Origin of the sequence: Flavobacterium sp. 140616W15 (genome assembly GCF_003668995.1) — a bacterium.
In the GTDB taxonomy this organism is placed as follows: domain Bacteria; phylum Bacteroidota; class Bacteroidia; order Flavobacteriales; family Flavobacteriaceae; genus Flavobacterium.
The window spans coordinates 3,493,275-3,518,708 of record NZ_CP033068.1 but is presented as its reverse complement, the minus strand read 5'-3'; the positions used below and the strand labels follow the sequence as shown (position 1 = coordinate 3,518,708).

The 25,434-nt window shown below is 32.5% G+C and carries 21 protein-coding genes; 7 read left to right on the top strand and 14 right to left on the bottom strand.

Annotated elements, in window-relative coordinates; all coding sequences use genetic code 11:
* Window positions 1–165: 165 nt before the first annotated feature.
* Window positions 166–1,416 (top strand): ABC transporter permease, encoded by a 1,251-nt coding sequence (locus tag EAG11_RS15415; protein ID WP_129539931.1) that lies wholly within the window; start codon window positions 166–168, stop codon window positions 1,414–1,416.
* A 322-nt stretch (window positions 1,417–1,738) separates the two neighbouring features.
* Here the strand turns inward: EAG11_RS15415 and accD are convergent, their stop codons facing one another.
* The 3 genes from accD to EAG11_RS15400 form a co-directional block, all read right to left on the bottom strand.
* Window positions 1,739–2,593 carry an acetyl-CoA carboxylase, carboxyltransferase subunit beta gene (accD, locus tag EAG11_RS15410; protein WP_129539930.1) on the bottom strand — a complete coding sequence of 285 codons (855 nt, stop codon included), beginning with the start codon at window positions 2,591–2,593 and terminating at the stop codon, window positions 1,739–1,741.
* Window positions 2,594–2,668: 75 nt separating this feature from the next.
* Entirely contained in the window at window positions 2,669–3,736 is a 1,068-nt protein-coding gene (gene fbaA / locus EAG11_RS15405; protein WP_129539929.1) for a class II fructose-bisphosphate aldolase, read from the bottom strand.
* Window positions 3,737–3,796: 60 nt separating this feature from the next.
* On the bottom strand, window positions 3,797–6,352 hold the full coding sequence (locus EAG11_RS15400) for a BamA/TamA family outer membrane protein (RefSeq protein ID WP_129539928.1): 2,556 nt from the start codon (window positions 6,350–6,352) through the stop codon (window positions 3,797–3,799).
* 37 nt (window positions 6,353–6,389) lie between these two features.
* Here EAG11_RS15400 and EAG11_RS15395 point away from each other — a divergent pair, with 37 nt between their 5' ends.
* On the top strand, window positions 6,390–7,118 hold the full coding sequence (locus tag EAG11_RS15395; protein WP_129539927.1) for an RNA methyltransferase: 729 nt from the start codon (window positions 6,390–6,392) through the stop codon (window positions 7,116–7,118).
* A gap of 8 nt (window positions 7,119–7,126) precedes the next feature.
* Here EAG11_RS15395 and EAG11_RS15390 read toward each other — a convergent pair whose 3' ends face one another.
* The 8 genes from EAG11_RS15390 to EAG11_RS15350 all read right to left on the bottom strand — a co-directional run bounded on the left by EAG11_RS15390 (window position 7,127) and on the right by EAG11_RS15350 (window position 13,593).
* On the bottom strand, window positions 7,127–7,837 hold the full coding sequence (locus EAG11_RS15390; RefSeq protein ID WP_129539926.1) for a porin family protein: 711 nt from the start codon (window positions 7,835–7,837) through the stop codon (window positions 7,127–7,129).
* Window position 7,838: 1 nt separating this feature from the next.
* Window positions 7,839–8,570 carry a bifunctional demethylmenaquinone methyltransferase/2-methoxy-6-polyprenyl-1,4-benzoquinol methylase UbiE gene (gene ubiE / locus EAG11_RS15385; protein WP_129539925.1) on the bottom strand — a complete coding sequence of 244 codons (732 nt, stop codon included), beginning with the start codon at window positions 8,568–8,570 and terminating at the stop codon, window positions 7,839–7,841.
* Between the two features lie 579 nt (window positions 8,571–9,149).
* Window positions 9,150–9,632, bottom strand: a complete 483-nt coding sequence (locus tag EAG11_RS15375; protein WP_129539923.1) for a dihydrofolate reductase — start codon at window positions 9,630–9,632, stop codon at window positions 9,150–9,152.
* An 11-nt stretch (window positions 9,633–9,643) separates the two neighbouring features.
* On the bottom strand, window positions 9,644–9,982 hold the full coding sequence (locus tag EAG11_RS15370; RefSeq protein WP_129539922.1) for a 2TM domain-containing protein: 339 nt from the start codon (window positions 9,980–9,982) through the stop codon (window positions 9,644–9,646).
* A 147-nt stretch (window positions 9,983–10,129) separates the two neighbouring features.
* The gene (locus EAG11_RS15365; protein WP_129539921.1) at window positions 10,130–10,981 is read right to left on the bottom strand and encodes a thymidylate synthase; all 852 of its coding nucleotides are present in this window, start codon (window positions 10,979–10,981) and stop codon (window positions 10,130–10,132) included.
* A 13-nt stretch (window positions 10,982–10,994) separates the two neighbouring features.
* Window positions 10,995–11,624, bottom strand: coding sequence for a bifunctional nuclease family protein (locus EAG11_RS15360; RefSeq protein ID WP_129539920.1), 630 nt, complete (start codon window positions 11,622–11,624; stop codon window positions 10,995–10,997).
* A gap of 167 nt (window positions 11,625–11,791) precedes the next feature.
* A complete protein-coding gene (locus EAG11_RS15355; RefSeq protein ID WP_129539919.1) occupies window positions 11,792–12,760 on the bottom strand; it encodes an electron transfer flavoprotein subunit alpha/FixB family protein in 969 nt (322 codons plus the stop codon).
* 86 nt (window positions 12,761–12,846) lie between these two features.
* Entirely contained in the window at window positions 12,847–13,593 is a 747-nt protein-coding gene (locus tag EAG11_RS15350; RefSeq protein WP_129539918.1) for an electron transfer flavoprotein subunit beta/FixA family protein, read from the bottom strand.
* 474 nt (window positions 13,594–14,067) lie between these two features.
* On the opposite strand from EAG11_RS15350, the gene EAG11_RS15345 reads away from it, so the two are divergent.
* The 5 genes from EAG11_RS15345 to EAG11_RS15325 all read left to right on the top strand — a co-directional run bounded on the left by EAG11_RS15345 (window position 14,068) and on the right by EAG11_RS15325 (window position 21,823).
* The gene (locus EAG11_RS15345; protein ID WP_129539917.1) at window positions 14,068–15,048 is read left to right on the top strand and encodes a pyruvate dehydrogenase complex E1 component subunit beta; all 981 of its coding nucleotides are present in this window, start codon (window positions 14,068–14,070) and stop codon (window positions 15,046–15,048) included.
* Window positions 15,049–15,115: 67 nt separating this feature from the next.
* A complete protein-coding gene (locus EAG11_RS15340) occupies window positions 15,116–17,617 on the top strand; it encodes a DUF5686 and carboxypeptidase-like regulatory domain-containing protein (protein WP_129539916.1) in 2,502 nt (833 codons plus the stop codon).
* 295 nt (window positions 17,618–17,912) lie between these two features.
* Window positions 17,913–18,512 carry a DNA-3-methyladenine glycosylase gene (locus EAG11_RS15335; protein WP_129539915.1) on the top strand — a complete coding sequence of 200 codons (600 nt, stop codon included), beginning with the start codon at window positions 17,913–17,915 and terminating at the stop codon, window positions 18,510–18,512.
* A gap of 110 nt (window positions 18,513–18,622) precedes the next feature.
* Entirely contained in the window at window positions 18,623–19,153 is a 531-nt protein-coding gene (locus EAG11_RS15330) for an inorganic diphosphatase (protein WP_129539914.1), read from the top strand.
* A 111-nt stretch (window positions 19,154–19,264) separates the two neighbouring features.
* Window positions 19,265–21,823 carry a sodium-translocating pyrophosphatase gene (locus EAG11_RS15325; protein WP_129539913.1) on the top strand — a complete coding sequence of 853 codons (2,559 nt, stop codon included), beginning with the start codon at window positions 19,265–19,267 and terminating at the stop codon, window positions 21,821–21,823.
* 97 nt (window positions 21,824–21,920) lie between these two features.
* Here the strand turns inward: EAG11_RS15325 and EAG11_RS15320 are convergent, their stop codons facing one another.
* The 3 genes from EAG11_RS15320 to metK all read right to left on the bottom strand — a co-directional run bounded on the left by EAG11_RS15320 (window position 21,921) and on the right by metK (window position 24,949).
* Window positions 21,921–22,535 (bottom strand): deoxynucleoside kinase, encoded by a 615-nt coding sequence (locus tag EAG11_RS15320; protein ID WP_129539912.1) that lies wholly within the window; start codon window positions 22,533–22,535, stop codon window positions 21,921–21,923.
* Window positions 22,535–23,338 carry a hypothetical protein gene (locus tag EAG11_RS15315; protein ID WP_129539911.1) on the bottom strand — a complete coding sequence of 268 codons (804 nt, stop codon included), beginning with the start codon at window positions 23,336–23,338 and terminating at the stop codon, window positions 22,535–22,537. The genes EAG11_RS15320 and EAG11_RS15315 overlap by 1 nt, the downstream gene beginning before the upstream one ends.
* A 360-nt stretch (window positions 23,339–23,698) precedes the next feature.
* Window positions 23,699–24,949, bottom strand: coding sequence for a methionine adenosyltransferase (gene metK / locus EAG11_RS15310; protein ID WP_129539910.1), 1,251 nt, complete (start codon window positions 24,947–24,949; stop codon window positions 23,699–23,701).
* Window positions 24,950–25,434 lie beyond the last annotated feature (485 nt).

Sequence of the window (25,434 nt, the reverse complement as noted above, 5' to 3'; positions counted from 1 at the left end):
TGTGTAGTTATAATTATCAAAGTGCAAAAATAGTTTTTTTTTGATTATAAAAATCAACATTTTATGTAACATTATCTTAAAAATAACTACCTATGAGTAAGTGAATTTTTATTAGGTTTTTGACTAAAATTTATTGAATTTTACTTTAATGTAAATTTAAAATCTATGCTGCTTTATTTTCGATTGTTAAAAGAAAGTTTCGGTTTTGCGATGAATGCTTTACGAAGTAACAAACTGAGAACTTTGTTGTCGTTGTTGGGGGTTACCATTGGTATTTTTTCGATTATTGCCGTACTTGCAGCAGTAGATTCATTGAATAGAAAAATCACTAAAGATTTAAGTAGCTTAGATAAGAACACTATTTATTTAATGAAATTTTCTTTTGGTCCATCAGATATTCCGCAATGGAAAAGAGAACAATTTCCAAATGTAAAATATGACGAATATACCTATCTTAAAAATTCACTTACAAATACTAATCAAGTAGGTTACCAACTTTTTGTTAAAAGAGAGAGCTTAAAATATGATTCAAAAACGGTAAGTGATGTAAATGTAGTTCCAGTTTCTTATGAGTTCATAGATATTGAAGGTTTGGATTTTGAAAAAGGTCGTTTCTATAATGAATCAGAATCTAATTCTGGAGCGCCAGTTATTGTTTTAGGGCACGATATTGCCGAAGGTCTGTTTGGAGATTCTGAGCCCATAGGAAAAAACATTCGTTTGTACGGACAGCGTTTTACTGTTATTGGTGTGGTAAAAAAGCAAGGAGCAGGATTGTTTGGAGATAGTAATGATACATCAGTATATTTTCCAGCAAATTTTTTGCGTAGAATGTATGGCGATAATAATGACGGAATGACTCCTGTAATTGTTTTAAAGCCCGAAAAAGGAGTTGATATGGATGCGTATAAGGCTGAAGTGTCTCAGAAATTAAGAGCCTTTCGAGGATTAAAAGCAGGGCAAATTGATAATTTCTTTGTGAATGTATTCTCGGGGTTTACTGATTTTATAGATGGTATTATAGGGCAGATGAATATGATGGGCTGGATAATAAGTGGATTCTCTCTTCTTGTGGGTGGTTTTGGAATTGCGAATATTATGTTTGTTTCTGTAAAAGAGCGAACGAACCTTATTGGAATTCAAAAATCTTTAGGTGCTAAAAATAAATTTATCCTGTTTCAGTTTTTATTCGAAGCAATAATACTTTCGGTAATTGGTGGGGCAATTGGGTTAATTCTGGTTTGGATAATTTCTGTAATTCTTACCAAAGCTCTCGATTTTGAATTTGTTCTCGGGATGGGAAATATCCTTCTCGGAACAGGGCTTGCTGCATTAATTGGATTAATAGCAGGAATTCTTCCCGCAATCTCAGCTTCCAAATTAGATCCTGTTGAAGCAATTAGAACTGGAATGTAGTTTTTTGAAGACTCAAAGAGGCAGAGGTTTTAAGTTTCGGTAGTTATCGCTACTGCGTTGATAAGGTTTTAAGTTTTTTTTAGATTCTTTGTCTTATTCTGAAGTTTCGAAAAGAGTTTTTGCTTTTGTAAAATTCCGTTGAGAGGTTTTTGGGTTGAATAGTCTCCAGTTTTAGATAGAGATAATGAAGATATAAGAATAAATCAAGAAGAGGCTTTGGTTAAATAATTTTAATTTATACTTCATTATTCTTTAAGAATTTTATATAAAAAAATCCCAAGAAATTTCCTTGGGATTTTTAATTTTTTTAGAAGTTTAAAAACTATCTAATTGTATTGTTTTGAATCAAATCGATATACAAGTTAATCTTGTCTTTTAATTCTTTTCTAGGCGTTATAAAGTCTAAAAAACCATGTTCCAAAAGGAATTCAGCAGTTTGGAAACCTTCAGGTAAATCTTTTCCAGTAGTATCTCTTACAACTCTTGGTCCAGCAAATCCTATTAAAGCGCCTGGTTCAGAAATGTTGATATCTCCTAGCATGGCATAAGATGCAGTTGTTCCTCCTGTTGTTGGGTCAGTACATAAAGAGATGTAAGGTAATCCAGCTTCAGCAAGTTGAGCTAGTTTTACAGATGTTTTAGCTAACTGCATCAAAGAGTAAGCTGCTTCCATCATACGAGCCCCACCAGATTTTGAAATCATAACAAAAGGCATTCTGTTTTTGATTGCATGGTTAATTCCTCTTGCGATTTTTTCACCTACAACAGCTCCCATAGAACCACCAATAAAGGCAAAGTCCATACAGCAGATAACTACGTCTTTTCCTTTTGATTTTCCAACTCCAGTACGCACAGCGTCTTTAAGTTGGGTTTTTTCCATAACATCTTTTAATCGGTCTGCATATCTTTTTGTATCAACAAAATGCAAAGGATCTTTAGAAGTAAGGTTTTTATCTAGCTCAACAAATTCATTGTTGTCAAATAAAATTTCAAAATAGATTGCGCTTCCAATTCTAACATGGAAATCATCTTCTGGGCTTACAAATAAGTTACGAGCCAACTCATCAGCATCAATAATTTTTCCTGTTGGAGATTTGTACCAAAGTCCTTTTGGGACATCCATTTTGTCTTCGGTAGGTGTTGTAATCCCTTTTTCGTGTCTTTTAAACCAAGCCATATTTTTTGTTTTTGTTGTTTTAGGTTTAAAGTTTAAAGTTGTGAAACTTCAAACCTAAAACTTTAAACTTTTTAATTATAGTGTATTTACGTTATTCAAGTCAGCAAAAGCTTGTTCAAGTCTTGCGTTGAATGTTACTTCACTTTCACGTACCCATCTTCTTGGATCGTAGTATTTTTTATTAGGAACATCAGCACCTTCTGGGTTACCAATTTGTGTTTTTAAATAGTCAATGTTTTTAACCATATAGTCACGGATTCCTTCAGTGTATGCGAATTGTAAATCAGTATCGATATTCATTTTGATAACTCCGTATCCAATCGCTTCTCTAATTTCTTCAAGTGTAGAACCTGAACCTCCGTGGAAAACGAAATCTACTGGGTTATGACCAGTTTTAAATTTGTCTTGAACGAAATCTTGAGAGTTTTTTAAGATTTTTGGAGTTAATTTTACGTTTCCTGGTTTGTAAACCCCGTGAACGTTACCAAATGCAGCAGCAATTGTAAATTTAGGGCTTATTTTAGATAATTCTTCGTAAGCATAAGCTACTTCCTCTGGTTGAGTGTATAATTTTGAGCTATCTACATCAGAGTTGTCAACACCATCTTCTTCACCACCTGTAATTCCAAGTTCGATTTCAAGTGTCATCCCCATTTTGCTCATTCTAGCTAAGTAACCTTTACAGATTTCGATGTTTTCTTCGATTGGCTCCTCAGATAAATCAATCATATGAGAACTGTATAATGGTTTTCCTGTTTCTGCAAAATGTTTTTCAGATGCATCTAACAAACCATCAATCCAAGGTAATAATTTTTTTGCACAGTGATCAGTATGTAAAATTACTGTTGCACCGTAAGCTTCTGCTAAAGTATGAATGTGTTTTGCTCCAGCAATTCCACCAGCGATTGCCGCTTTTTCGTTAGCATTAGATAATCCTTTTCCAGCATTAAATTGAGCTCCACCATTAGAAAATTGAATAATAACTGGCGCATTCAGTTTTGCTGCAGTTTCAAGAACTCCATTGATTGTACTTGATCCAGTAACGTTTACTGCAGGAAGTGCAAATCCTTTTTCTTTTGCATAATTAAAAATCTCTTGAACTTGATCTCCTGTAGCTACTCCTGGTTTAATATTGTGTGCCATTGTAATTCTTTTTTAGTTGTTTTTTAGTTTTTAGTTTGCAAAAATAAGAATTAATTAGCATTAGAAAGGATAATTTATTCCAAAATTTAAAACCGAGTGTCCGAAGTTGTAATCTCTGAACCAACGTTTGCCTGTTTCGTAAGCAGGATTATAGGTTTTAAATCCTAAGTCAAAACGGATTACGAAGAAACTTAAATCATAGCGAAACCCTATTCCTGTTCCTAGTGCAATGTCTTTAAGATCACCAAAATTCTTAAAAGTTGCTTTTTCATCTGTTACATTATCTAATACATTCCAGATATTTCCTGCATCTGCAAAAATAGCTCCTTTCAATTTGCCTAAAACCTTATATCTAAATTCACCACTAATTGCAATTTTCATATTAGCTTCGTTAAAATCATTAACGGCTCCAGTACTTCCCGGCCCTAATGAATACGGTTGCCAAGCTCTATTATCATTCGATCCTCCAGAATAGTAACTTCTAGAAAAAGGAATGTAATCAGAATTACCAAAAGGAACAGCAATACCAAAAAATGTTCGTACAGCAACTACTTTTTCCTTTGTTAAATCCCAATGTTTAATGTATTCAAACTCAGTTTTTAAGTATTCAGAATATTCTAAATTAAAAATTTGATAGTTGCCATTTGTATTTTTTTGCAAATTAGCAGCTTTGGAGATTACTGATAGTAAAGATCCTGCTGTTTCAATTTTTGCTTTAAAAAGATAAAAAGTATTGTCTAGTAAATCTTTCTTAGTTGTTTTGGTAAAAGTATAACTTGATGCCAAAATAAAATCATTTTCTGTAAGTCGTCTCCTTCTTTCTTCAATGCTTTCTACTGTTTGGAAATCGCTTTCGGGAATTATTATATTTTTATTTAATATATCGTTTGTAAATCCGTTTGTTCCTTTTTCGATTATTAAATCTTGAGTTTCTTCGTCAATATAATCAGGATTTGTATTGTACTTTGCTGCTAGATCATTTAATGCGTTATAAGAGGAACGATACACACTGTAATAATTTTGTGGATTCAAATTCCGTACATATTGTACATTTAAAAGGTCAATACGTGCTGTATTATTTCTTTTTGGTGTCCAATTATAGGTAAATGCACCTGTAAAATTTTCTTTATCCAGACCTATGTTTCTTTGTTTTGCAAAACCAGCAGTCATTACTGTTGAAGGAATCATGCTTTTTGGAATGATTTTCTCGGTTCCAAAAGGCATTAATATTCTAGGTACGTTTAGCTTAATGTCGACACCATATTCTGATGCGTTAAAGAAAGTCCCGTTTGGATTTGCTAAATCTTGTGAAGAACCAACATTAACACGTCCTGCAATTTCTAGTGTTTCGGCACCATTAAATACATTACGAATTGTTTGTGAAAGACTAAAACCAATTCCGAAATCCTGAATGTTAGAATGGGTAACATCTAAGGTGGTTCCGAAACTGTATTTTTTTCTAGGAGTCAGGTATATCTTGGCAATTAGAGATTGCGCTGTAGAGTCTCTTTTATCTACTTCGTAATGGATAGATGGATAATTAAAAATCTTTAAATTATTTAAATATCGAGTTGTAAGCGTTGTCTTAAAATCAGCAAAAACAGTTCCTTTACTAATAAAAATTGCATCAGTTATTGCATAGGGCTTGTACTTTAGTTTTTTATAACTGTATAAATTAAAGTTTTTGTAAGTGGTGCTGTCTGTAATTTCTGATTTAGCATTTGCAGCCGAATAATCAGTATAAATGTTAACGTCGCTAATTTTATAGACTTTAAAAGGCACAGTTCTGCTAGAATCTTTATCCTGATAAGTGTAATCTTTTATGATTAGATCTATATTTGCCTTGTTCTTTTTGTTTATAGTATCAATGTTATAAGTTACATTGTTAGATTGGAAATAATACACTCCATGATTTCTAAAATAAGTTGTTATACGGTTTTTTTCATCATCTAAATCACTTGTCTTATATTGGTTTCCTGATTTTAATACCGTATTCTCAATGCTTTTGTTGTATAACGAATCCACATCAGGAGATGATATACTGGTAGTAATAGTGTCTAAAAGAAAGGGTTGTCCTGTTGTTACAGTATATCGTATCTTGGCTTTCTTAGTGCCTACGCTGTCAATTGTAAAAGCAGTTTTGGTATTAAAATAGCCATTATGGAAATAATGATATTTTAAACGCATAGAAGATTTTTTTACCTTACTGGTATCAATAATTACTGGAGGTTCTCCAGTAGTTTTAAAAAAGTCATTTATCCCTTTGTATAAAAAGGACTGTCCAAGGCGATCGACTTGTTTTGCAGATAATAGTTTAGATAATCTTTCATATCTTTTAGGATTGCTTTTATATTTCGCCTGAAAAGTAGAATCTGGATTTGGATTGGCTAAATTGTATAAGTTTAAGCGCAACTTGTATCCACCAATAAGTGTGCTATTGGGTTTTTGATATAATTGGTTAAATATATTTTCATCCTTAATAGGTTTGTCATTTACTATAATTTCGTTCTTAGTAAGGAGTTTTTTACCATTAGGAACTCTTTTTACAGAATTACAAGCTGAAATAAATATTGCTATTAGAATAAATGCTACTATTTTTGTGGAAATCTTTCTCAAGTGTTCTAAAATATTTAATTCAAAAGTACATTATTTTATGGTTAGTAAAAACCAAATAAAGCTTATATCAGGTTTACTTCAAAAAAAACAACGTTTTGCTAATGGTTTGTTTTTTGCCGAAGGAGTAAAAGTAATTCAAGAATTGTTACAATCCAATTTTGAATTAGAGCACCTGTATACTACTCAAAACGATTTTGAGACCGTTTTAGTCTCTAAGAAAACGTTAATTAACGCACAAGAACTAAAAAAAATTAGTGCTTTGTCAACTCCGAATTCTTGTTTGGCAGTTTTTAAGATTCCTGCTGATAAAAAAATAATAGAATCTGGTTTAATCCTTGCTCTTGATGATATTCGTGACCCTGGGAATTTAGGAACTATTTTACGACTTTGCGATTGGTTCGGAATCAAGCAATTGCTTTGTTCTAAAGAATCAGTAGATATCTATAATCCAAAAGTGGTTCAGGCTACTATGGGTTCAATTGCTAGGGTTAATGTGAATTATATTGATTTAAAGGCTTTTCTTGCTCAAACGTCACTTCCTGTTTTTGGTACTTTTATGGATGGTTCTAATATCTATAAAACTGATTTACCACAAGAAGGTATTATTATAATGGGTAATGAAGGTAATGGTATATCGGATGAAATTGAAAAAACCATCCAAAACAGACTTACTATTCCTAGATTTGGAGATCTTCAAAAAACCGAAAGCTTAAATGTGGCTACTGCAACCGCAATTATACTTAGTGAATTTAAACGTAATAGTTAATTCTGTTATTAATGAAAAGTAAAGTTAATTAAAATAGCTCTTGATTTCATCGATTCTATGTTACCTGTCCAAGGGCTGTTTGGATCTTTGTCACGAATTAATTCGTCGCTAAGACCAAATGACCCTCTAATTGAAGGAGAGAAAATAAAATATTCTGAGAAAAAATCAACTCCAAAACCTAATTCATAATTCATTGTCCAAGCTTTTACTCTAAAGCGTTGCTCTAAATTGTCATCAATAGATTTTGCATTACTAGATAGATTTAACGTCGTAGACATTCCTCCAACTAAATAAGGTCGTACATTTCCTGTTCTTAACGCAGAGAATTTTAAGAGTAGAGGAAAATTGATATAAGTACTATTTACCTCTCTTAAATAATCAGTCTTCGAAGCAAGTTCAGGATTAGGATAATATAGATCTCTTTTAGTATAATATAACCCTGGTTCAAAACGAAGGTTAATATATTCCTGTAATCTTAAATCGGCTACAACACCAACGTTAAATCCAGTTGTTTTTTTTATCTGGATATCGGGTCCAACGGTTTTGTAGTCTATCTTAAAGTTATAGCTATTGAAACCAAGGTAATATCCAAAATAAAGACGTTGTTTTTGCCAAGTTTCTAAATTGATAATAGGATCTTTACTAAACATGCTTTTAGTAAATTGAGTATATCCCTTTGTAGTGAAGATAAATAAAATTAAGATTACAGTTTTTTTCATACTATTTTTTAGAAGCTGAATAAATAGTTGCTACACCAAATGTTTGTGGCAAGGCTTTCACATCTATAAACCCGATTTTTCGTAAAATATTGTTTAGGTTTTCTCCATAAGGGAAATTTGCGGCAGATTCAGATAAATAACCATAAGCGGCATCATCTTTAGAAAATATTTTTCCTATTAATGGAAGGATGTTTTTAGTGTAGAATCCATAACCTTGTTTATAAGGAGTTTTGTCTGGAACCGAAGTTTCAAGAATTACAAAAACTCCATTTGGTTTTAAGACTCTTAAAATTTCAGATAAACCTTTTTCAAGATTTTCGAAGTTTCTAACACCAAATGCTACCGTGATTGCATCAAAATGATTGTCTTCAAAAGGTAAGTTTTCTGAATCTCCTACGACCATTTCAATAGTTTGGCTTAGGTTTTTTGCAGCGATTTTTTTCTTTCCTACTTCAAGCATTCCAGAAGAGATATCCAGACCAATGATTTTTTCAGCATTTGTTTGTGCCATCAAAATAGCTAGATCACCAGTTCCTGTTGCGATATCTAGAATTATCTTTGGTTTCCTGTCTGAAACTATTTTTAATACTTTTTTTCGCCATTTAATATCAATACCAAATGAAATTACACGATTTAAGTTATCATAATTTCCAGATATTGTATCGAACATTTGTTCAACTTGTTCTTTCTTCCCTAAGGCCGAATTTTTATAAGGTGTTATTTTTTCTGACATTTTTTTAATTTGTACAAATATAATACAATATGTATTAACTGTTATTCCGTTTCTTTAATTACGAGATGAAATTATTTTTTGGTTTTTATTGGTTGTTATACCCACTTTTAATGATTTGTAAAAATCACTAAAAGTGGGTATTGTGAGGAAGTTATTTATTGTAGAAATTTACTTTGTAAAAATGATTATATTTTTTCAATGATTAATAGAGAATTAATGACCCAAATCAAATGGGTGCTACTTGCGCTTATCATCTCGTTTGTTCTAGTAAGTTGTTTTGAAAGTACTGTTTTTGAGAGCAGTATTATTTTTAAAGCGCAAAATACGTTCTTAGGATTAAATTTGTTTTTGGAAATTTTAATTTTCTTTGTCTTTAGTACCTTCGTGGTATTTGGTATTAAAGGCTTTTTTGAGATGTACTCTCAAAAAATCTCAAATATTATAATATTCTTTTCTGGTGTATTTTTAATATTTGTAATTTTTATTTTATGTTATCAAATACTCTTTCTAGAGTAGGTCATTTCTCTAATCATTGTTTGCCAAAAAAAAAGACCCGCATTAATGCGGGTCTTTTTTTTGTTATAATCTGACGTATGTTTCGTAAGTGTAGTCGTAAAGATGTTTTTCATCTCTTTTGTTTGGTTCTACTTCTATTAGTTGCCATTCGTTTTTATTGATCTCAGGAAAAAAAGCATCAGCGTCAAAACTATGATGAACTCTTGTAATTTCTAAAACATCAGCAAAAGGCATTCCTAAATTATATATTTCGCCACCTCCAATTATAAATGAATCATCATCTTTAGGGCATTTTGTAATTGCTTCTTCTATGCTTTTTACAACTATACATCCTTCGGGTTGATAATTATCTTGACGCGTTATTATAATATGAGTTCTGTTTGGTAGCGGTTTAGGGAAACTTTCAAATGTTTTTCGCCCCATTATAATATGATGTCCAGTGGTAAGGGCTTTAAATCTTTTGAAATCATTTGATAAGTGCCAAATCATTTCATTGTTTTTTCCAAGCGCATTGTTTTCGGCAACAGCCGCAATCATTATAATCATTTTATTTTTAACTAAGATTTATTTTCGGCATTGTCATTTAAGCTTGAGTCTAGCTGTGCTATTCTTTTTTGCTGTAAGGCAACAAGTCGGTCTATTTGTTCTCTTTCCCAATTTTTATTCATAAAACGGTCAGTGATATATACTTTTATAAAATGTAAAATAAAAATAAAAAACCAGACTGTAATTATCCAGATGTACCAGTTTTGTCCGTATGAGATATTTAAAAATCGATCAGCGACAAACAAAAATAAACTTCCTAAAAGGAATAAGACGAAATGAAAATATAGCGTTTTTTTTTGTCTTATTCTTCTTCTTGCGTATTCATACTGCTCGTGTAATTCCTTTTCCATGAGATAAATATTAGATTATAAAGATAAAATTTATTTTGAAATAGGACTATTTTGAGTGTTGAATATTTGTGCAGAAAAAGGTTTTGTGCTTTATGTTTATTTTTAGAGCAAAAAAAATCCGCTTTCGATAAGCGGATCTTTATGTTTTTATACGGAAACACTTCCTTTGATTCCTGCATGTGGCTCGTAATCTAAAAGGGTAAAGTCGTTGTAATCAAAGTCGAATATGTTTTTTATATCGGGATTTAAAACCATTTTAGGTAATGGTTTTGGCTCGCGTTTTAATTGTAATTCTAGTTGTTCAAAATGATTGTTATAAATATGTGCGTCTCCAAAAGTGTGAATAAATTCTCCTGCTTCGAGGTCACAAACTTGTGCAATCATCATAGTTAATAGAGCATATGATGCAATATTAAATGGAACGCCTAAGAATATATCTGCACTTCGTTGGTATAATTGACAAGATAATTTTCCTTTAGTTTCACCTTTTTCAAGATCAGGACTAGATACATAAAATTGGAAAAAAGCATGACAAGGAGGTAATGCAGCTTTGTTATTGGCTACATTTTCTTCAAATGATTTTTTTGTATCCGGTAATACTGATGGATTCCAAGCAGAAACCAACATTCGACGACTATTTGGGTTTGTTTTAAGTTCTGTAATGAGCTCCGAAATTTGGTCTATTTCTTCACTGTTCCAATTGCGCCATTGGTGTCCATAAACAGGACCTAAATCACCATTGCTGTCTGCCCAGGCATCCCAAATTTTAACTCCGTTTTCTTGAAGGTATTTAATATTTGTATCCCCCTTTAAAAACCAAAGTAATTCGTATATAATGGATTTTAAATGTAATTTTTTAGTAGTAACCATTGGGAATCCCTCACTTAAATCAAAACGCATTTGGTATCCAAAAACACTTTTTGTTCCAGTTCCAGTTCTATCTCCCTTTTGACAACCATTCTCAAGAACATGTTGTACTAAGTCTAAGTATTGTTTCATTTTTGATTATGCTTTACGCTTCTCTTTTTGAAATTTCATCACGAATTTTAGCTGCTTTTTCGTAATCTTCTTGAAGCACAGCTTGTTCTAGTAATTCGTTAAGCTCCTGAGTTGTATGTTTAGAATAGGTTTCGCCAGATTGATTGCTTTCTTCTTCGCGACCAAATGTTTCTGGATTAGAAAGCACGTCATCAATTTCTTGAGAGTCCTTGTCGCTTTCCATTGAATTAGACTTTAAATAAATCCCTGCCTTGTCCAAAATGTTTTTATAAGTAAATATCGGAGCATTGAAACGTAATGCCAATGCTATGGCATCAGAAGTTCTTGCATCGATTATTTCTTCAATTTTATCTCTTTCGCAAATCAGGCTAGAGTAGAATACTCCATCAACTAATTTATGGATAATAACTTGCTTAACAACAATATCGAATCGTTCTGCAAAGTTTTTGAATAAATCATGTGTTAATGGGCGAGGTGGTTTTATCTCTTTTTCCAAAGCAATAGCAATTGATTGTGCTTCAAAAGCCCCAATTACAATTGGTAACTTTCGTTCGCCATCAACTTCATTCAAAATCAAAGCATAAGCGCCATTTTGAGTTTGACTGTATGAAATTCCTTTTATCGATAATTTAACTAAGCTCATAAGTTGCAGACGTATAAGGTATTACTACCTCGTTTTAATTAGAATTTTGTGTAAAAAATAAAAGTGCAATTTTAATCAAAAAATATGGAACAAAAAAGCTACCTAAAGCAAAGATACGATTATCTTATTTTTAGGTAGCATTATTTTAGTATAGAATTTTTAAATCTTTATGAATGTTGTGCCTTAAAAGCTTTTAATTTTTCAATTAACTTAGGAACAATTTCAAAAGCATCACCTACAACACCATAATCTGCTACTTTAAAGAAAGGAGCCTCAGGGTCATTATTGATTACTAATTTTACTTTAGATGAGTTAATACCTGCAATGTGTTGTATAGCACCCGAAATTCCTATTGCAATGTATAAGTTTGTAGCAACTGGTTTTCCTGTTTGTCCTACGTGTTCACTGTGAGGTCTCCATCCTAGATCTGAAACTGGTTTAGAACATGCAGTTGCAGCGCCAAGTACTGCAGCTAAATCCTCTACTAATCCCCAGTTTTCAGGACCTTTTAATCCACGACCTCCAGAAACTACAGTGTCAGCATCAGCGATAGATACTTTTCCGGTAACTTTTTCTACAGATTCTACTTTTACTCCAAAGTCATTGTCTCCAATTGTTGGGTTAAAATCCTCAGCAGTTGCAGTACCAGCGCTTTCGTATATTCCATAAGAGTTTTTAGCAAGAGCCAGAACTTTTACGTCAGTAGCGATTTCAGTAATATTGAAAGCTTTGTTAGAAAAAGCATTTCTTTTTACCTGAAAAGGAGAAGTGCTTACTGGTAAACCTACAACATTTGATGCAAATCCAGCTTCAAGAGCAACAGCAACTAATGATGAAAGATAAATACTGTCTGTACTAGAAGATAACAAAACTACTTTTGTACCTTCTTTTTGTGCTGCTTGTTTAATAACGTCAGCATAAGCTTTAGCAGTAAAACCTGCTAATTTATCGTTAGTTACTTTAAGAACTTTGTCAACTCCGTATTTTGATAATTCGCTTACGTCGCTTGTGTTTATTGTTAATGCTGTAACAGTTGTTCCTAATGATTCGGCAATTTTTTTAGCATATGATGCCAATTCAAAAGCTACTTTTTTAAATTTTCCTTCTGCAGATTCTGCATATATTAATATTGACATGATTTCTTTGTTTTGAGATTATTAGTTTTAGGTTTCAAGTTTCAGGTTATAACTGAAAACTGAAATCTGCGACTGAAAACTGATTACTAGATTACTTTCGCTTCGTTGTGTAATAAATTGATTAACTCATCTAAGTTGTCTGGAGAAACTAATTTCACTGCAGATTTTGGAGCTGGTTTTTCAAATTTTACAGCTTTAGTATTTACAGGAGCATCAACTGGTTCTACAATTGCCAAAGCTTTTGTTCTTGCAGTCATGATTCCTCTCATATTTGGAATACGTAAATCTTTTTCCTCAACTAATCCTTTTTGACCGCCAATAATTAATGGTAAAGTAGTACTTACAGTTTCTTTTCCACCGTCAATTTCGCGAACAGCTTTTACATTAGTACCATCAACAGTTATGTTTGTACATGAATTTAAAAAGTTATATCCTAAAATTCCAGAAATCATTCCAGGAACCATTCCACCATTATAATCTAATGATTCTTTTCCAGCAATTACTAAATCATAGCCACCGTTTTTAATAACTTCTGCTAATTGTTTTGCAACAAAAAAACCATCAGTAGGATTCGCATTTACACGAATTGCTTCGTTTGCACCGATTGCTAAAGCCTTACGTAAAGTTGGCTCAGTATCAGGACCTCCAACATTTACTACAGTAACAGTAGCTCCTTGTTGTTCCTGAAACCAAATGGCACGTGTTAAGCCAAATTCGTCGTTAGGATTAATTACATATTGTACGCCATTAGTATCAAATTCTGAATCACCATTGGTAAAGTTAATTTTTGAAGTAGTATCAGGTACATGACTGATGCAAACTAATATTTTCATAAGTATATATTTTAATATTTCTAAATACGTTTCCACAAATTTAGAAATATAATCTGAATAATTTACTATGCATGCATAATAATTTCGAAAACTATTACGATTTCGTAAAATAGGGGATAGATTTTGAAGAATGTTACTTTTTATAGCTGGAAAAGTGGTTTTTAGGTAAGATTTAGGGCTTCGGGTGCGATGTAAGAATTGATAAAAACAGGAATTATCAAGTTCTTTTTTATGGAGTTTTATTTCTATAAACTTCCTTTTCTAACAAAATAAAATTTAAATAAGAGCTGTATGGCTATTTTTAGGTTTATTATATCGATTTCGTAAGCTGTAAATTTCGAAAGGAAAAAGTGGATACGTTAGTAAAACACCGTTAGATACGACACTTCTTGTTTTTTAAACTAAATTTATGCTCTTAAGTAATTTAAAATAATTATTTTTGCTTTTCAGAAAATTACAACAACAATAAAAAATATGAGAACAATACAATTTAGAGAGGCCATTTGTGAAGCTATGAGCGAAGAAATGCGTCACGATGAATCCATATATTTAATGGGCGAAGAAGTTGCAGAATATAATGGTGCATATAAAGCATCAAAAGGTATGCTTGCTGAGTTTGGTGCAAAAAGAGTAATTGATACTCCAATTGCGGAACTTGGTTTTACAGGAATTGCAGTTGGATCTGCAATGAATGGTTGTCGTCCAATTGTAGAGTATATGACTTTTAACTTTTGTTTAGTTGGTATTGATCAAATTATAAATAACGCTGCTAAAATGCGTCAGATGACAGGAGGGCAATTTAATGTGCCTATCGTTTTTCGTGGACCAACTGCTTCTGCAGGACAATTAGGAGCAACTCACTCTCAAGCTTTAGAAAACTGGTTTGCAAATACACCAGGGCTTAAAGTTGTAGTTCCATCTACGCCTTATGATGCAAAAGGACTTTTAAAAGCTGCAATTCGTGATAATGATCCTGTAATCTTTATGGAGTCTGAGCAAATGTATGGTGATAAAGGTGAGGTACCAGACGGAGAATATACAATTCCTCTAGGAGTTGCAGATGTTAAACGTGAAGGAACAGATGTTACTATCGTATCTTTTGGAAAAATTATTAAAGAAGCATTTATAGCAGCAGATGAATTAGCTAAAGAAGGTATTTCTTGTGAAATTATCGATTTAAGAACCGTTCGTCCAATGGATAAAGATGCGATCTTAGCTTCAGTTAAGAAAACAAATCGTTTAGTAGTTCTAGAAGAAGCTTGGCCATTTGCAAGTATATCTTCTGAGATTACTTATATCGTACAAGAACAAGCTTTTGATTTTCTTGATGCGCCAATACAACGTATTACAACAGCAGATACACCTGCGCCTTACTCTCCGGTATTGCTTAAAGACTGGTTGCCAAATGCTGGTGATGTAGTAAAAGCAGTAAAGAAGGTAATGTATAAAAAATAAGAAAATTATCAATACTAATAAAACTTCATCATTTTCTTAATTGATGAAGTTTTTTTTTGGGGGGATTATGAAAAGAATTATTGTACTCAGTCTGTTTTTCTTATTTGCATTTGTAAATAGCATTTTTGCACAAACAAAAGTGAGTGGAATCGTCTTAGATAAATCCAATCAGCCGATTCCTTTTGCCAATGTAGTTTTTAAAGGAACCAATATCGGAATCGTTTCTAACGAGGATGGACGGTTTTATTTAGAATCGCCAAATACTTATACAACTATTATTGTTGCTTCGGCTGGCTTTTCGGAAAAAGAAATCACACTAGAAAAAGCAGTTAATTACAATTTTAAAGTTGTCTTAAACGAAGCCGAAAGTTTAAATGAGGTAGTGATTTATACTGGTAAGACTTCTAAAAAAAATAATCCAGCGTTAGATATTCTTAGAAAAATATGGGAAAGAAAACGTAAAAATGGATTGTATCAGTTTAAACAATACCAAATGGAGAAGTACGAAAAAGTGGAATTCGATATGAATACCATCGATAGTGCCTTCATGAAGAACAAAATTTTTAAAGGAATGGAGTTCATTTTTAAACAAGTAGATACTTCTAAAGTTACAGGAAAAACGTATTTGCCTATTTTTATAAACGAATCTTTGTATGATGTATACGGAGATAATAATATAAAGAAAGTAAAAGAGATAATTAAAGGAAGTAAAACCTCTGGATTTAATAATAATCAGCAGATATTAGCTTTTGTAAAAGACCTGTATTCTGATTATAATATTTATGATAATCACCTAACCTTTTTTGATAAAAGTTTTACAAGTCCGTTATCTAGAACAGGAATTGATGTGTATAACTATGTTTTAAAAGATAGTACATTTATAGATAACAAATGGTGTTATAATATTGTCTTTTATCCAAGACGTAAAAATGAATTGACTTTTAAGGGAGATTTTTGGGTAAATGATACCACGTTTGCTATCAAGAAAATTAATATGGCAGTTACAAAAAGTGCTAATATTAACTGGGTAAAAGATATTTATATCGAGCAAGAATTTGATGTTGTAAGTGATTCTATTTTTCTTCTTACAAGAGATTATATGATGTCGGACTTTGCTTTAAACAAAAAAGAAAGTTCTAAAGGGGTTTATGGAAAGAGAACTTCATCTTATAGAGATCATAAGTTTAATATACCAAAACCAGCTGCTTTCTATAAAGAAGAAGTAAATTATATAGACAACGAAGTGTATAATAGACCCGATGAATATTGGGAAGAAAACCGATTCGAAAAACTAACTAAAGACGAGCAAGGAGTTTATAAAATGCTTGATACCTTGCAAACAGTCAAGAGATTTAAACAACTTTATAGTTTGGTTTCGATACTTGGTAGTGGCTATATAGAGTTTCCGAAATTTGATTACGGACCTATATTCTCAACATTCGGCTATAATGAAGTCGAAGGAGTTCGTATACGAGTAGGAGGAAGAACTTATTTTGGGCCAAATGATCCTTGGCGTTTACAAGCGTATACAGCATATGGATTTGATGATAACAAATTTAAGTACGGGCTTTCAGGAAAATGGATGATCGACAAAAAAAATCGTCTTATTATCTCGGGAGGAAATAGGAGAGATGTAGAACAAATTGGAGCTAGTTTAACAACAACTAATGATGTTTTAGGACGAAGCTTTGCCTCATCGGCTTTATTTACAACAGGAAGTAACGGGAAATTAACCAATATTAATTTAACCAATGTTGCCGCCGAAATTGAGCCAATCAAGAATCTAACATTTCAAGTAGGATTGTCATATCGTACATTAGAATCTGCTTCAAGTACATTTAGTTTAGATTATTATACCACCTTGCCTTCAGCAACAAATCCGGGAGGAGTTATAGCAAATGGAGTAAAACAATCAGAAGCGAATATTCAGATAGAATATACCCCAAATCGTAAAACAATAGGTTTTGGTGTTGAAAGAAATAATGTAGATAGTCCGTTTAGTCGATTTTTTATTAATTATAGCCATGGATTTAAAGGAGTGCTAGATAGTGATTTTAAATACGAAAAGGTTCAGCTGTATTATAAGCAACCTATAATTATAGGACCTCTAGGACGTACAAATCTTATTCTAGAAACAGGAAAAACATTCGGAACAATACCGTTAGGATTAATGAGTGTGATTCCAGGAAATCAGACTTATTTTACAATCGAGAATACATTTAGTAACTTAAATTTCTATGAATTTGTAACCGATCAATACACAACTCTGCAATGGGATCATAATTTTGGAGGGCGACTTTTTGCAAGAATCCCATTTATGCGTAAACTTAATTGGAGAGAGATTATTGGAGCCAAAGCAGTTTATGGGACCATCACAGATGCTAACAGAGCTATTAATGCATCGGGCTTAGAGTACAATGCACCCGAAAAAGTGTATTGGGAATACAGTGCAGGAATTGGGAATATCTTCAAAGTATTCCGTATCGATTTCTCATGGAGAGGAAGTTACCTAAATACACCCGATGCTAATAAATTTGCAGTAAAAGGATCTTTTGGATTCTATTTCTAATTATAAAGATGCAAAGTATCAAAGTCACAAAGGTTTAATTCTTTGTGACTTTTTTTATGCTTAAATATCTTCTTTATACAAAGTCTGTCGATTTATTTTAAATGTAAAGATTATAAAATCTGTGCTCATCAGTTTATATTTGTAGAATTCGTGTAAAAACAAAACTTTACGATTTTGTGACTTTGCGAGATTTTTTCATTTAATTTTAGAAGCTATTCCCGCTATCCGCTATATCTTTATGTTTTTAAAGGTAAAACATAAAGGATGCCGCTTTTATCGGGGCTAAAATCACGTTATGCAAGAAGTAATCGATTATCTTTCAGAGAAGAATCCAATTTTTCAGAGAATTATTCAAGAATATGGGTTGCCACCAATTCCGAGACGACCGCAAGGTTTCGAAACATTGGTTTTGCTTATTCTAGAACAGCAAGTATCTATAGATTCAGCCAAGGCTACATTTATAAAAATTAAAGATCATACAATTTGCACTCCTGAAGCATTAGTAATCTTACCAGATGAAACTTTTCGTACTTTGGGTGTAAGCCGACAAAAGACAACTTATATTAAAGCTCTGGCTTCAGCAATACTAAATAATGAAATCAATATTGAGAGCTTAGCAACCAAATCGGCTAAACAAGTTCGGGAGGAACTCATAAAACTAAAAGGAATTGGAAATTGGACTATCGATATTTACCTGATGTTTTGTCTTCAAGAACCCGATTTAATTCCACTTGGCGATATTGCTGTAGTAAATACAATCAAAGAATTACTAGATATTCACGACAAAGATGAGATGGAAATTCACACCTCGCAATGGAGTCCGTATCGATCTTACGCTACATATTTGCTATGGCATTATTATTTAAAGAAAAGAAAAAGAACAATTACCTATTAATTGCTTGTTTATTAAAACTTAATGGAGATATAACAGTATTTTTTATTGTAAAAAGGGATACTTTTGACTACTTTTGCAATCGAAATTAAGAAAAATAATAAACAAGAACAATGACCGCAGACAAACTAACAACTTTCGATGTTTTAATCGAAATACCAAGAGGAAGCAGAAATAAATACGAGTACGATTTTGAAATTAAAAGAATGCGTTTTGATAGAATGTTGTTCTCTTCAATGATGTATCCGGCAGATTATGGTTTCATTCCTGAAACTTTAGCTCTTGATGGTGACCCATTAGATGTATTGGTTTTGGTAAACGAGCCAACTTTCCCAGGATGTGTTATGGAAGTAAAACCAATTGGTGTTTTCCATATGGCAGATGACAAAGGACCAGATGAGAAAATTATTTGTGTACCAGTTTCTGATCCAATCTGGAATTCATTAACTGATTTATCAGATATGAATCCTCACTTAGTAAAAGAAATTGAGCATTTCTTCCAAGTTTATAAAGATTTAGAAAACAAAAAAGTAGATGTTGGTGGATGGGGAGATGTAAACGAAGCATACGCTATTATTGCAGAATGTACTAAACGTTTTGATGATATCGAAAACAAACCAGAAGGGTTATTTAGCATTAAATAATTTTTGCATTCATATTTTATAAAAAAAGCAATACTCTGTTAAGAGTATTGCTTTTTTGTTTAAATTCGTTTTGTTAGTTTATTGACTATTAACCAAAACCATTAAAATATTATGAATGCATTTATGATTTATTTGCCAATTGTTATGGCAATTATAGGATTACTTTTCATGGCAATAAAAAGGACTTGGGTGTTAAAACAAGATGCTGGAGATGGCAAAATGAAAGCTATTTCAGACCACATTTATGAAGGAGCATTAGCTTTCCTAAAAGCGGAGTATCGATTGCTTACCTTTTTTGTAATTGGAGCAAGTATTGTTTTAGCGGGAATTTCATTTATAGTTCCCACCACACATATATTAATAGTTGTAGCTTTTGTTTTCGGAGCATTTTTCTCTGCATTAGCAGGAAATATGGGGATGAAAATAGCAACCAAAACTAACGTTAGAACTACGCAAGCGGCAAGAACTAGTTTGCCACAAGCATTAAAAGTATCTTTCGGCGGTGGAACCGTTATGGGATTAGGAGTTGCCGGATTAGCTGTTTTAGGGTTAACCGGTTTTTTTATAGTATTTTTTCAGGTATTCATGAATGGAGTTTGGACTTCATCAGAAGATATGACTAAGGTTCTCGAAACATTAGCAGGGTTTTCATTAGGAGCTGAATCAATTGCATTATTTGCAAGAGTTGGAGGAGGGATTTATACTAAGGCTGCCGATGTTGGTGCCGATTTAGTAGGTAAAGTCGAAGCTGGGATTCCAGAAGATGATCCTCGTAATCCAGCAACAATCGCTGATAATGTTGGTGACAATGTTGGTGATGTTGCAGGAATGGGAGCCGATTTATTCGGATCATACGTTGCGACAGTTTTAGCAGCAATGGTTCTTGGGAATTATGTAATAAAAGATATGGGTGGAAACATTCAGGATGCTTTTGGAGGTATAGGGCCTATTTTGTTACCAATGGCAATCGCTGGTTTCGGAATTCTATTCTCTATTATAGGAACGACATTAGTAAAAATTTCTGATGATAACGCAAAGGAAGCACAAGTACAAAAAGCCTTGAATATAGGAAATTGGGTTTCGATTGTTTTAACCGCAATTGCATGTTTCTTTTTAGTGCAATATATGTTGCCAGAAACAATGAAGATGAGTTTCTTTGGTGAAGGTGCTAAAGATATTTCTTCAATGCGTGTTTTCTATGCTACTATTGTTGGATTAATTGTAGGAGGGGCTATTTCTTCGGTGACTGAATATTATACAGGATTAGGTACCAAGCCAGTACTAGCAATTGTGCAAAAATCATCTACAGGAGCTGGAACAAATGTAATTGCTGGTTTAGCAACAGGAATGATTTCTACATTTCCAACAGTATTATTATTCGCAGCAGCAATTTGGATTTCTTATGCATTAGCTGGGTTTTATGGAGTGGCATTAGCAGCATCAGCAATGATGGCAACAACAGCAATGCAATTAGCAATTGATGCTTTTGGACCAATATCGGATAATGCAGGAGGAATTGCAGAAATGAGCGAATTACCAAAAGAAGTGCGTACAAGAACAGATATTCTAGATTCAGTAGGGAATACTACAGCAGCAACAGGAAAAGGATTTGCAATTGCTTCGGCAGCATTAACTTCGCTTGCATTGTTTGCAGCATATGTGACTTTTACCGGAATTGACGGAATCAATATTTTTAAAGCACCAGTTTTAGCAATGCTTTTTGTTGGAGGAATGATTCCAGTAGTTTTCTCAGCTTTAGCCATGAATTCAGTAGGGAAAGCAGCGATGGATATGGTTTACGAAGTACGACGCCAGTTTAGAGAAATTCCTGGTATTATGGAAGGAACAGGAAAACCAGAATATGCAAAATGTGTAGATATTTCGACTAAAGCCGCTTTACGCGAAATGATGCTTCCGGGAATCTTAACGATAGGGTTTCCAATTGCAATTGTATTGTTAGGTAAATTAGTTTACGGAAGCAATAATCAATTAATCGCTGAAATGTTGGGAGGTTATATGGCTGGAGTAACTGTTTCAGGAGTTCTTTGGGCGGTTTTTCAAAATAATGCAGGAGGCGCTTGGGATAATGCAAAAAAATCTTTTGAAGCAGGAGTGCTTATTAATGGAGAAATGACTTATAAAGGCTCTGATGCGCATAAAGCAGCTGTTACAGGAGATACAGTTGGAGATCCATTTAAAGATACATCAGGACCATCAATGAATATTTTGATAAAACTAACGTGCTTGATAGGATTAGTAATTGCTCCGATATTAGGCGAAGGACACTCAGCTTCAGGAATGGCAGCAGGAGGTTCTTGTTGTGCTAAAACTGAAATACATGGTAGTGGACATTCAAAATGTGATAGGTCTAAAATGGCGACTATGACTAAAGAAGAATGTGCGCAAATGTGTAAAGAAAAAGGATGTACACCAGAAGAGACAGCAAAATGTTTAGCTAATTATGATGCAAACGGAAAATACCTTCATAAAAGAACAGATTGTTTTGATACAACTAAATACACTAAAACAGATGCAGTTCGAGTAGAAATTGTGAATGTAAATGGTCTGGTTGTAGGAACAGTTACAACTACCGTAAATGGTAAGGTAGATACTAAGACATTTAAAGGGACAGCAGCAGAAGTTAATGCTCAAATTGATGCCTTAAAATAAGTAAATGACTTAAATCAAATGACATTGTCAAAGTGTAAATTTTGACAATGTTGTATAAAAAAATGCCTCTAAGTAATTTAGAGGCATTTTTTGTGTTTTAAAACAATCCGTTTAATTCAGCATCAATTCTATTAATGATATCGCCTAAATCTTCTGGGTTGTCTACAAAGTTTATATTGTCAACATCAATTATTAAAAGTTTTCCTTTGGTGTATGTTTGTACCCAAGCTTCATAACGCTCGTTTAGACGGCTTAAATAATCAATAGAAATAGAGTTTTCATATTCACGCCCACGTTTGTGTATCTGTCCTACTAAATTTGGAATAGAGCTTCTTAGGTAAATTAATAAATCGGGTGGTTTTACCAATGTTTCCATTAGTTCAAACAAAGAAGTGTAATTCTGAAAATCACGACTTGTCATTAAACCCATCGAATATAAGTTTGGAGCAAAAATATAAGCATCTTCATAAATGGTTCTATCTTGAATGATTTTTTTACCACTTTCGCGAATCTGCTGCACTTGGCGAAATCTGCTGTTTAAGAAATAAATTTGCAAATTAAACGACCAACGCTCCATTTGATGGTAAAAATCATCCAAGTATGGATTATCAACCACATCCTCAAAATGAGGCTCCCACTTGAAGTGTTTGGCCAGTAATTTGGTTAGAGTTGTTTTTCCTGCGCCTATGTTTCCTGCTATTGCTATGTGCATTACGGTATTATGATTTTATAATTTGTAATTCCTCCAAATGTAAAAATAGATAAAATTTGGTCTTTGCAGTAGAAATTCCCAAACGTTTTTTCTGAAATTTCAATTTGAAATGGATTTCCTATTTCTTGCTTACTGATATCTTTAAAAAACAACAAATTAGCCTTCTTGAAAATATATTGATGATTGTTTAAAATAGTTAAATCATCAAAATCGGGTATTTTTCCCAAAGCAACTACTTTCCCAAAAATATCACATGAAAACCAATTGTTCTTTTCATCTATCCAATAAAAAACGTTGAAATTCGATTGATAGTATTTTATGTTTCCTAAAAGAGGTATTGAAACAGTTTTATATTCATCTTTTAAATAATTATAAAGACCTATCTGTTGATTTAGTGTATTGTAAATCCAAAGTTGGTTTTGTGAAGCAATTCCAATTCCAGAAGCTAGAATAGGAGCAGTGTTTTTTGAGAAATTAATTCTATTTGTTTCGTTAAACTGATTGTCAAGTAAAATTACGGTATTGAAATCTTCGTAAAAAAGAACCACTTTAAGAGGGTTTTCTATATCGACTTTGGTGATTTTTCCTAAAGATATGTTTTTATATTCGTATGCATCTTTGCCGTTGGTTTTAATAAATCGATTGTTTTTTGTTAAGTAAGAAAAACCAAAAGAATCGATTCCTGAAAATTGATCTGCATCAAAGGTTATATTGTTTATAGTAGAAATTTGGATTTTCTTATCCTGAGAAAAAGCAACAGAAAAGGAGCTAATAAGAATTAGAAATATCAAGTTTTTATACATTATTGTTTTGGGTTTAGTAATTGAAATTTTGAATAGACCAAATTACGAAAAACTCAATTGCAATTTGCTTTGTTTATTGAGTTGATTTTAAAACGGAGTTTTTAGAGTTATCTTGTGTATAATCAGATAATTGATTTATGAAAATTAAAAGATTAGTTTTCTTTTTAGTAGTAATATATTTTATTATGTTTTCAACTCAATAAATGATGTAAATCGCCCTAAAACATTGCGAATGTGCAATTAGAAAGATAAAAATGTTTTATTAAAATAAAGCCCAATCTCTAAAATTAGAAATTGGGCTTTTTATATTTAAAGTAAAGTAGTTGTCAAAAAAATCTAACAATCTAAGTTAGTCTATAATTACAATCCAAATGCAGCTTTTACTTGATCAACAAAATCAAGTTTTTCCCATGTGAATAATTCAACAGTAACCGTTTTTTCGTTTCCTCCTGGAGCAGAAAAAGTTTTAGTTACAGTTTCAGGTTTACGTCCCATGTGGCCGTAAGCAGCAGTTTCGCTATAAATAGGATTTCTTAATTTTAAACGTTGCTCAATAAAGTAAGGACGCATATCAAAAATAGCTTCTACCTTTTTAGCGATTTCACCGTTAGTTAAGTTTACTTTAGAAGTTCCGTAAGTATCAATAAAAATACCCATTGGTTTTGCAACTCCAATTGCGTAAGAAACTTGTACCAAGATTTCATCAGCGATACCAGCAGCAACTAAGTTTTTAGCGATATGACGTGTAGCATAAGCAGCACTTCTATCTACTTTACTTGGATCTTTTCCAGAGAAAGCACCACCACCGTGAGCTCCTTTACCACCGTAAGTATCTACAATGATTTTTCTTCCAGTTAATCCAGTATCTCCGTGAGGTCCTCCAATTACGAATTTTCCAGTTGGGTTAATGTGATATTGAATTTTATCGTTGAATAAATGTGCGTGAGTTGGGTTTTTAGCAATAATTCTTGGGATAAGAATTTCGATAATATCCTTTTTGATTTTAGCAAGCATTACAGCTTCTTCATCAAAATCATCATGTTGAGTAGATATTACAATTGCATCGATACGTGTTGGCTTATTGTCATCACTGTATTCTAACGTTACTTGAGATTTAGCATCAGGACGTAAATAAGTGATTTCTTTATTTTCACGTCTTAAAATTGCTAATTCTTGTAATAATTTATGAGATAAATCAAGTGCCAAAGGCATATAATTTTCTGTTTCATTTGTTGCATAACCAAACATCATTCCTTGGTCACCTGCTCCTTGTTCTTCAGGATTTGCTCTGTCCACACCTTGGTTAATATCAGCAGATTGTTCGTGAATTGCAGATAAAATACCACAAGAGTTTGCCTCAAACATATATTCGCTTTTAGTGTAACCAATTTTTCTGATTACATCACGAGCGATTTGTTGTACATCTAAATAAGTATTTGATTTTACTTCACCGGCCAATATTACTTGTCCAGTAGTTACCAAAGTTTCACAAGCTACTTTAGAATCAGCATCAAATGCTAGAAAATTATCAATTAATGCATCCGAGATTTGATCCGCAACTTTGTCAGGATGTCCTTCGCTAACAGATTCTGACGTAAATAAATAAGCCATAATATTTATTAAATTAAAATTATAAAATTAAGCGAGGAAAAAAATAATTGCTGGAAATGCTAAAGGAGGATTCCTGCTTTAGCATTTTTTAATACTGAAATGAAAATCTTTCAGCATCCATAATGAATGTTTTCATTATGAAGAGGTTGCAATCAGTTCAAATTTTTCCTCTGTATTCGGGTGCAAAGGTATAAAACCATTTTGAATTGCAAATTAAACTTTTGTTTTTTTAATTTAATAAAGAGAAATTTAACATATTCGACTTATTCTATAGAGTTTAGAAAATAAATCGACTTTTGTTTGGTAGACTAAAAAATAGTTCGCAAATTTGTCCCAACAAAACAAAAAAGAAAAATGAAATTTACTGTTAACAATATGATGTCTTGTAAGATGCCGGAATATTCCGCAGAGATACTATTGTAGTTTTTTTTCAAAAATATATATAGAACCTCTGCAAATTGCAGGGGTTTTTTTGTTTAAAGAAG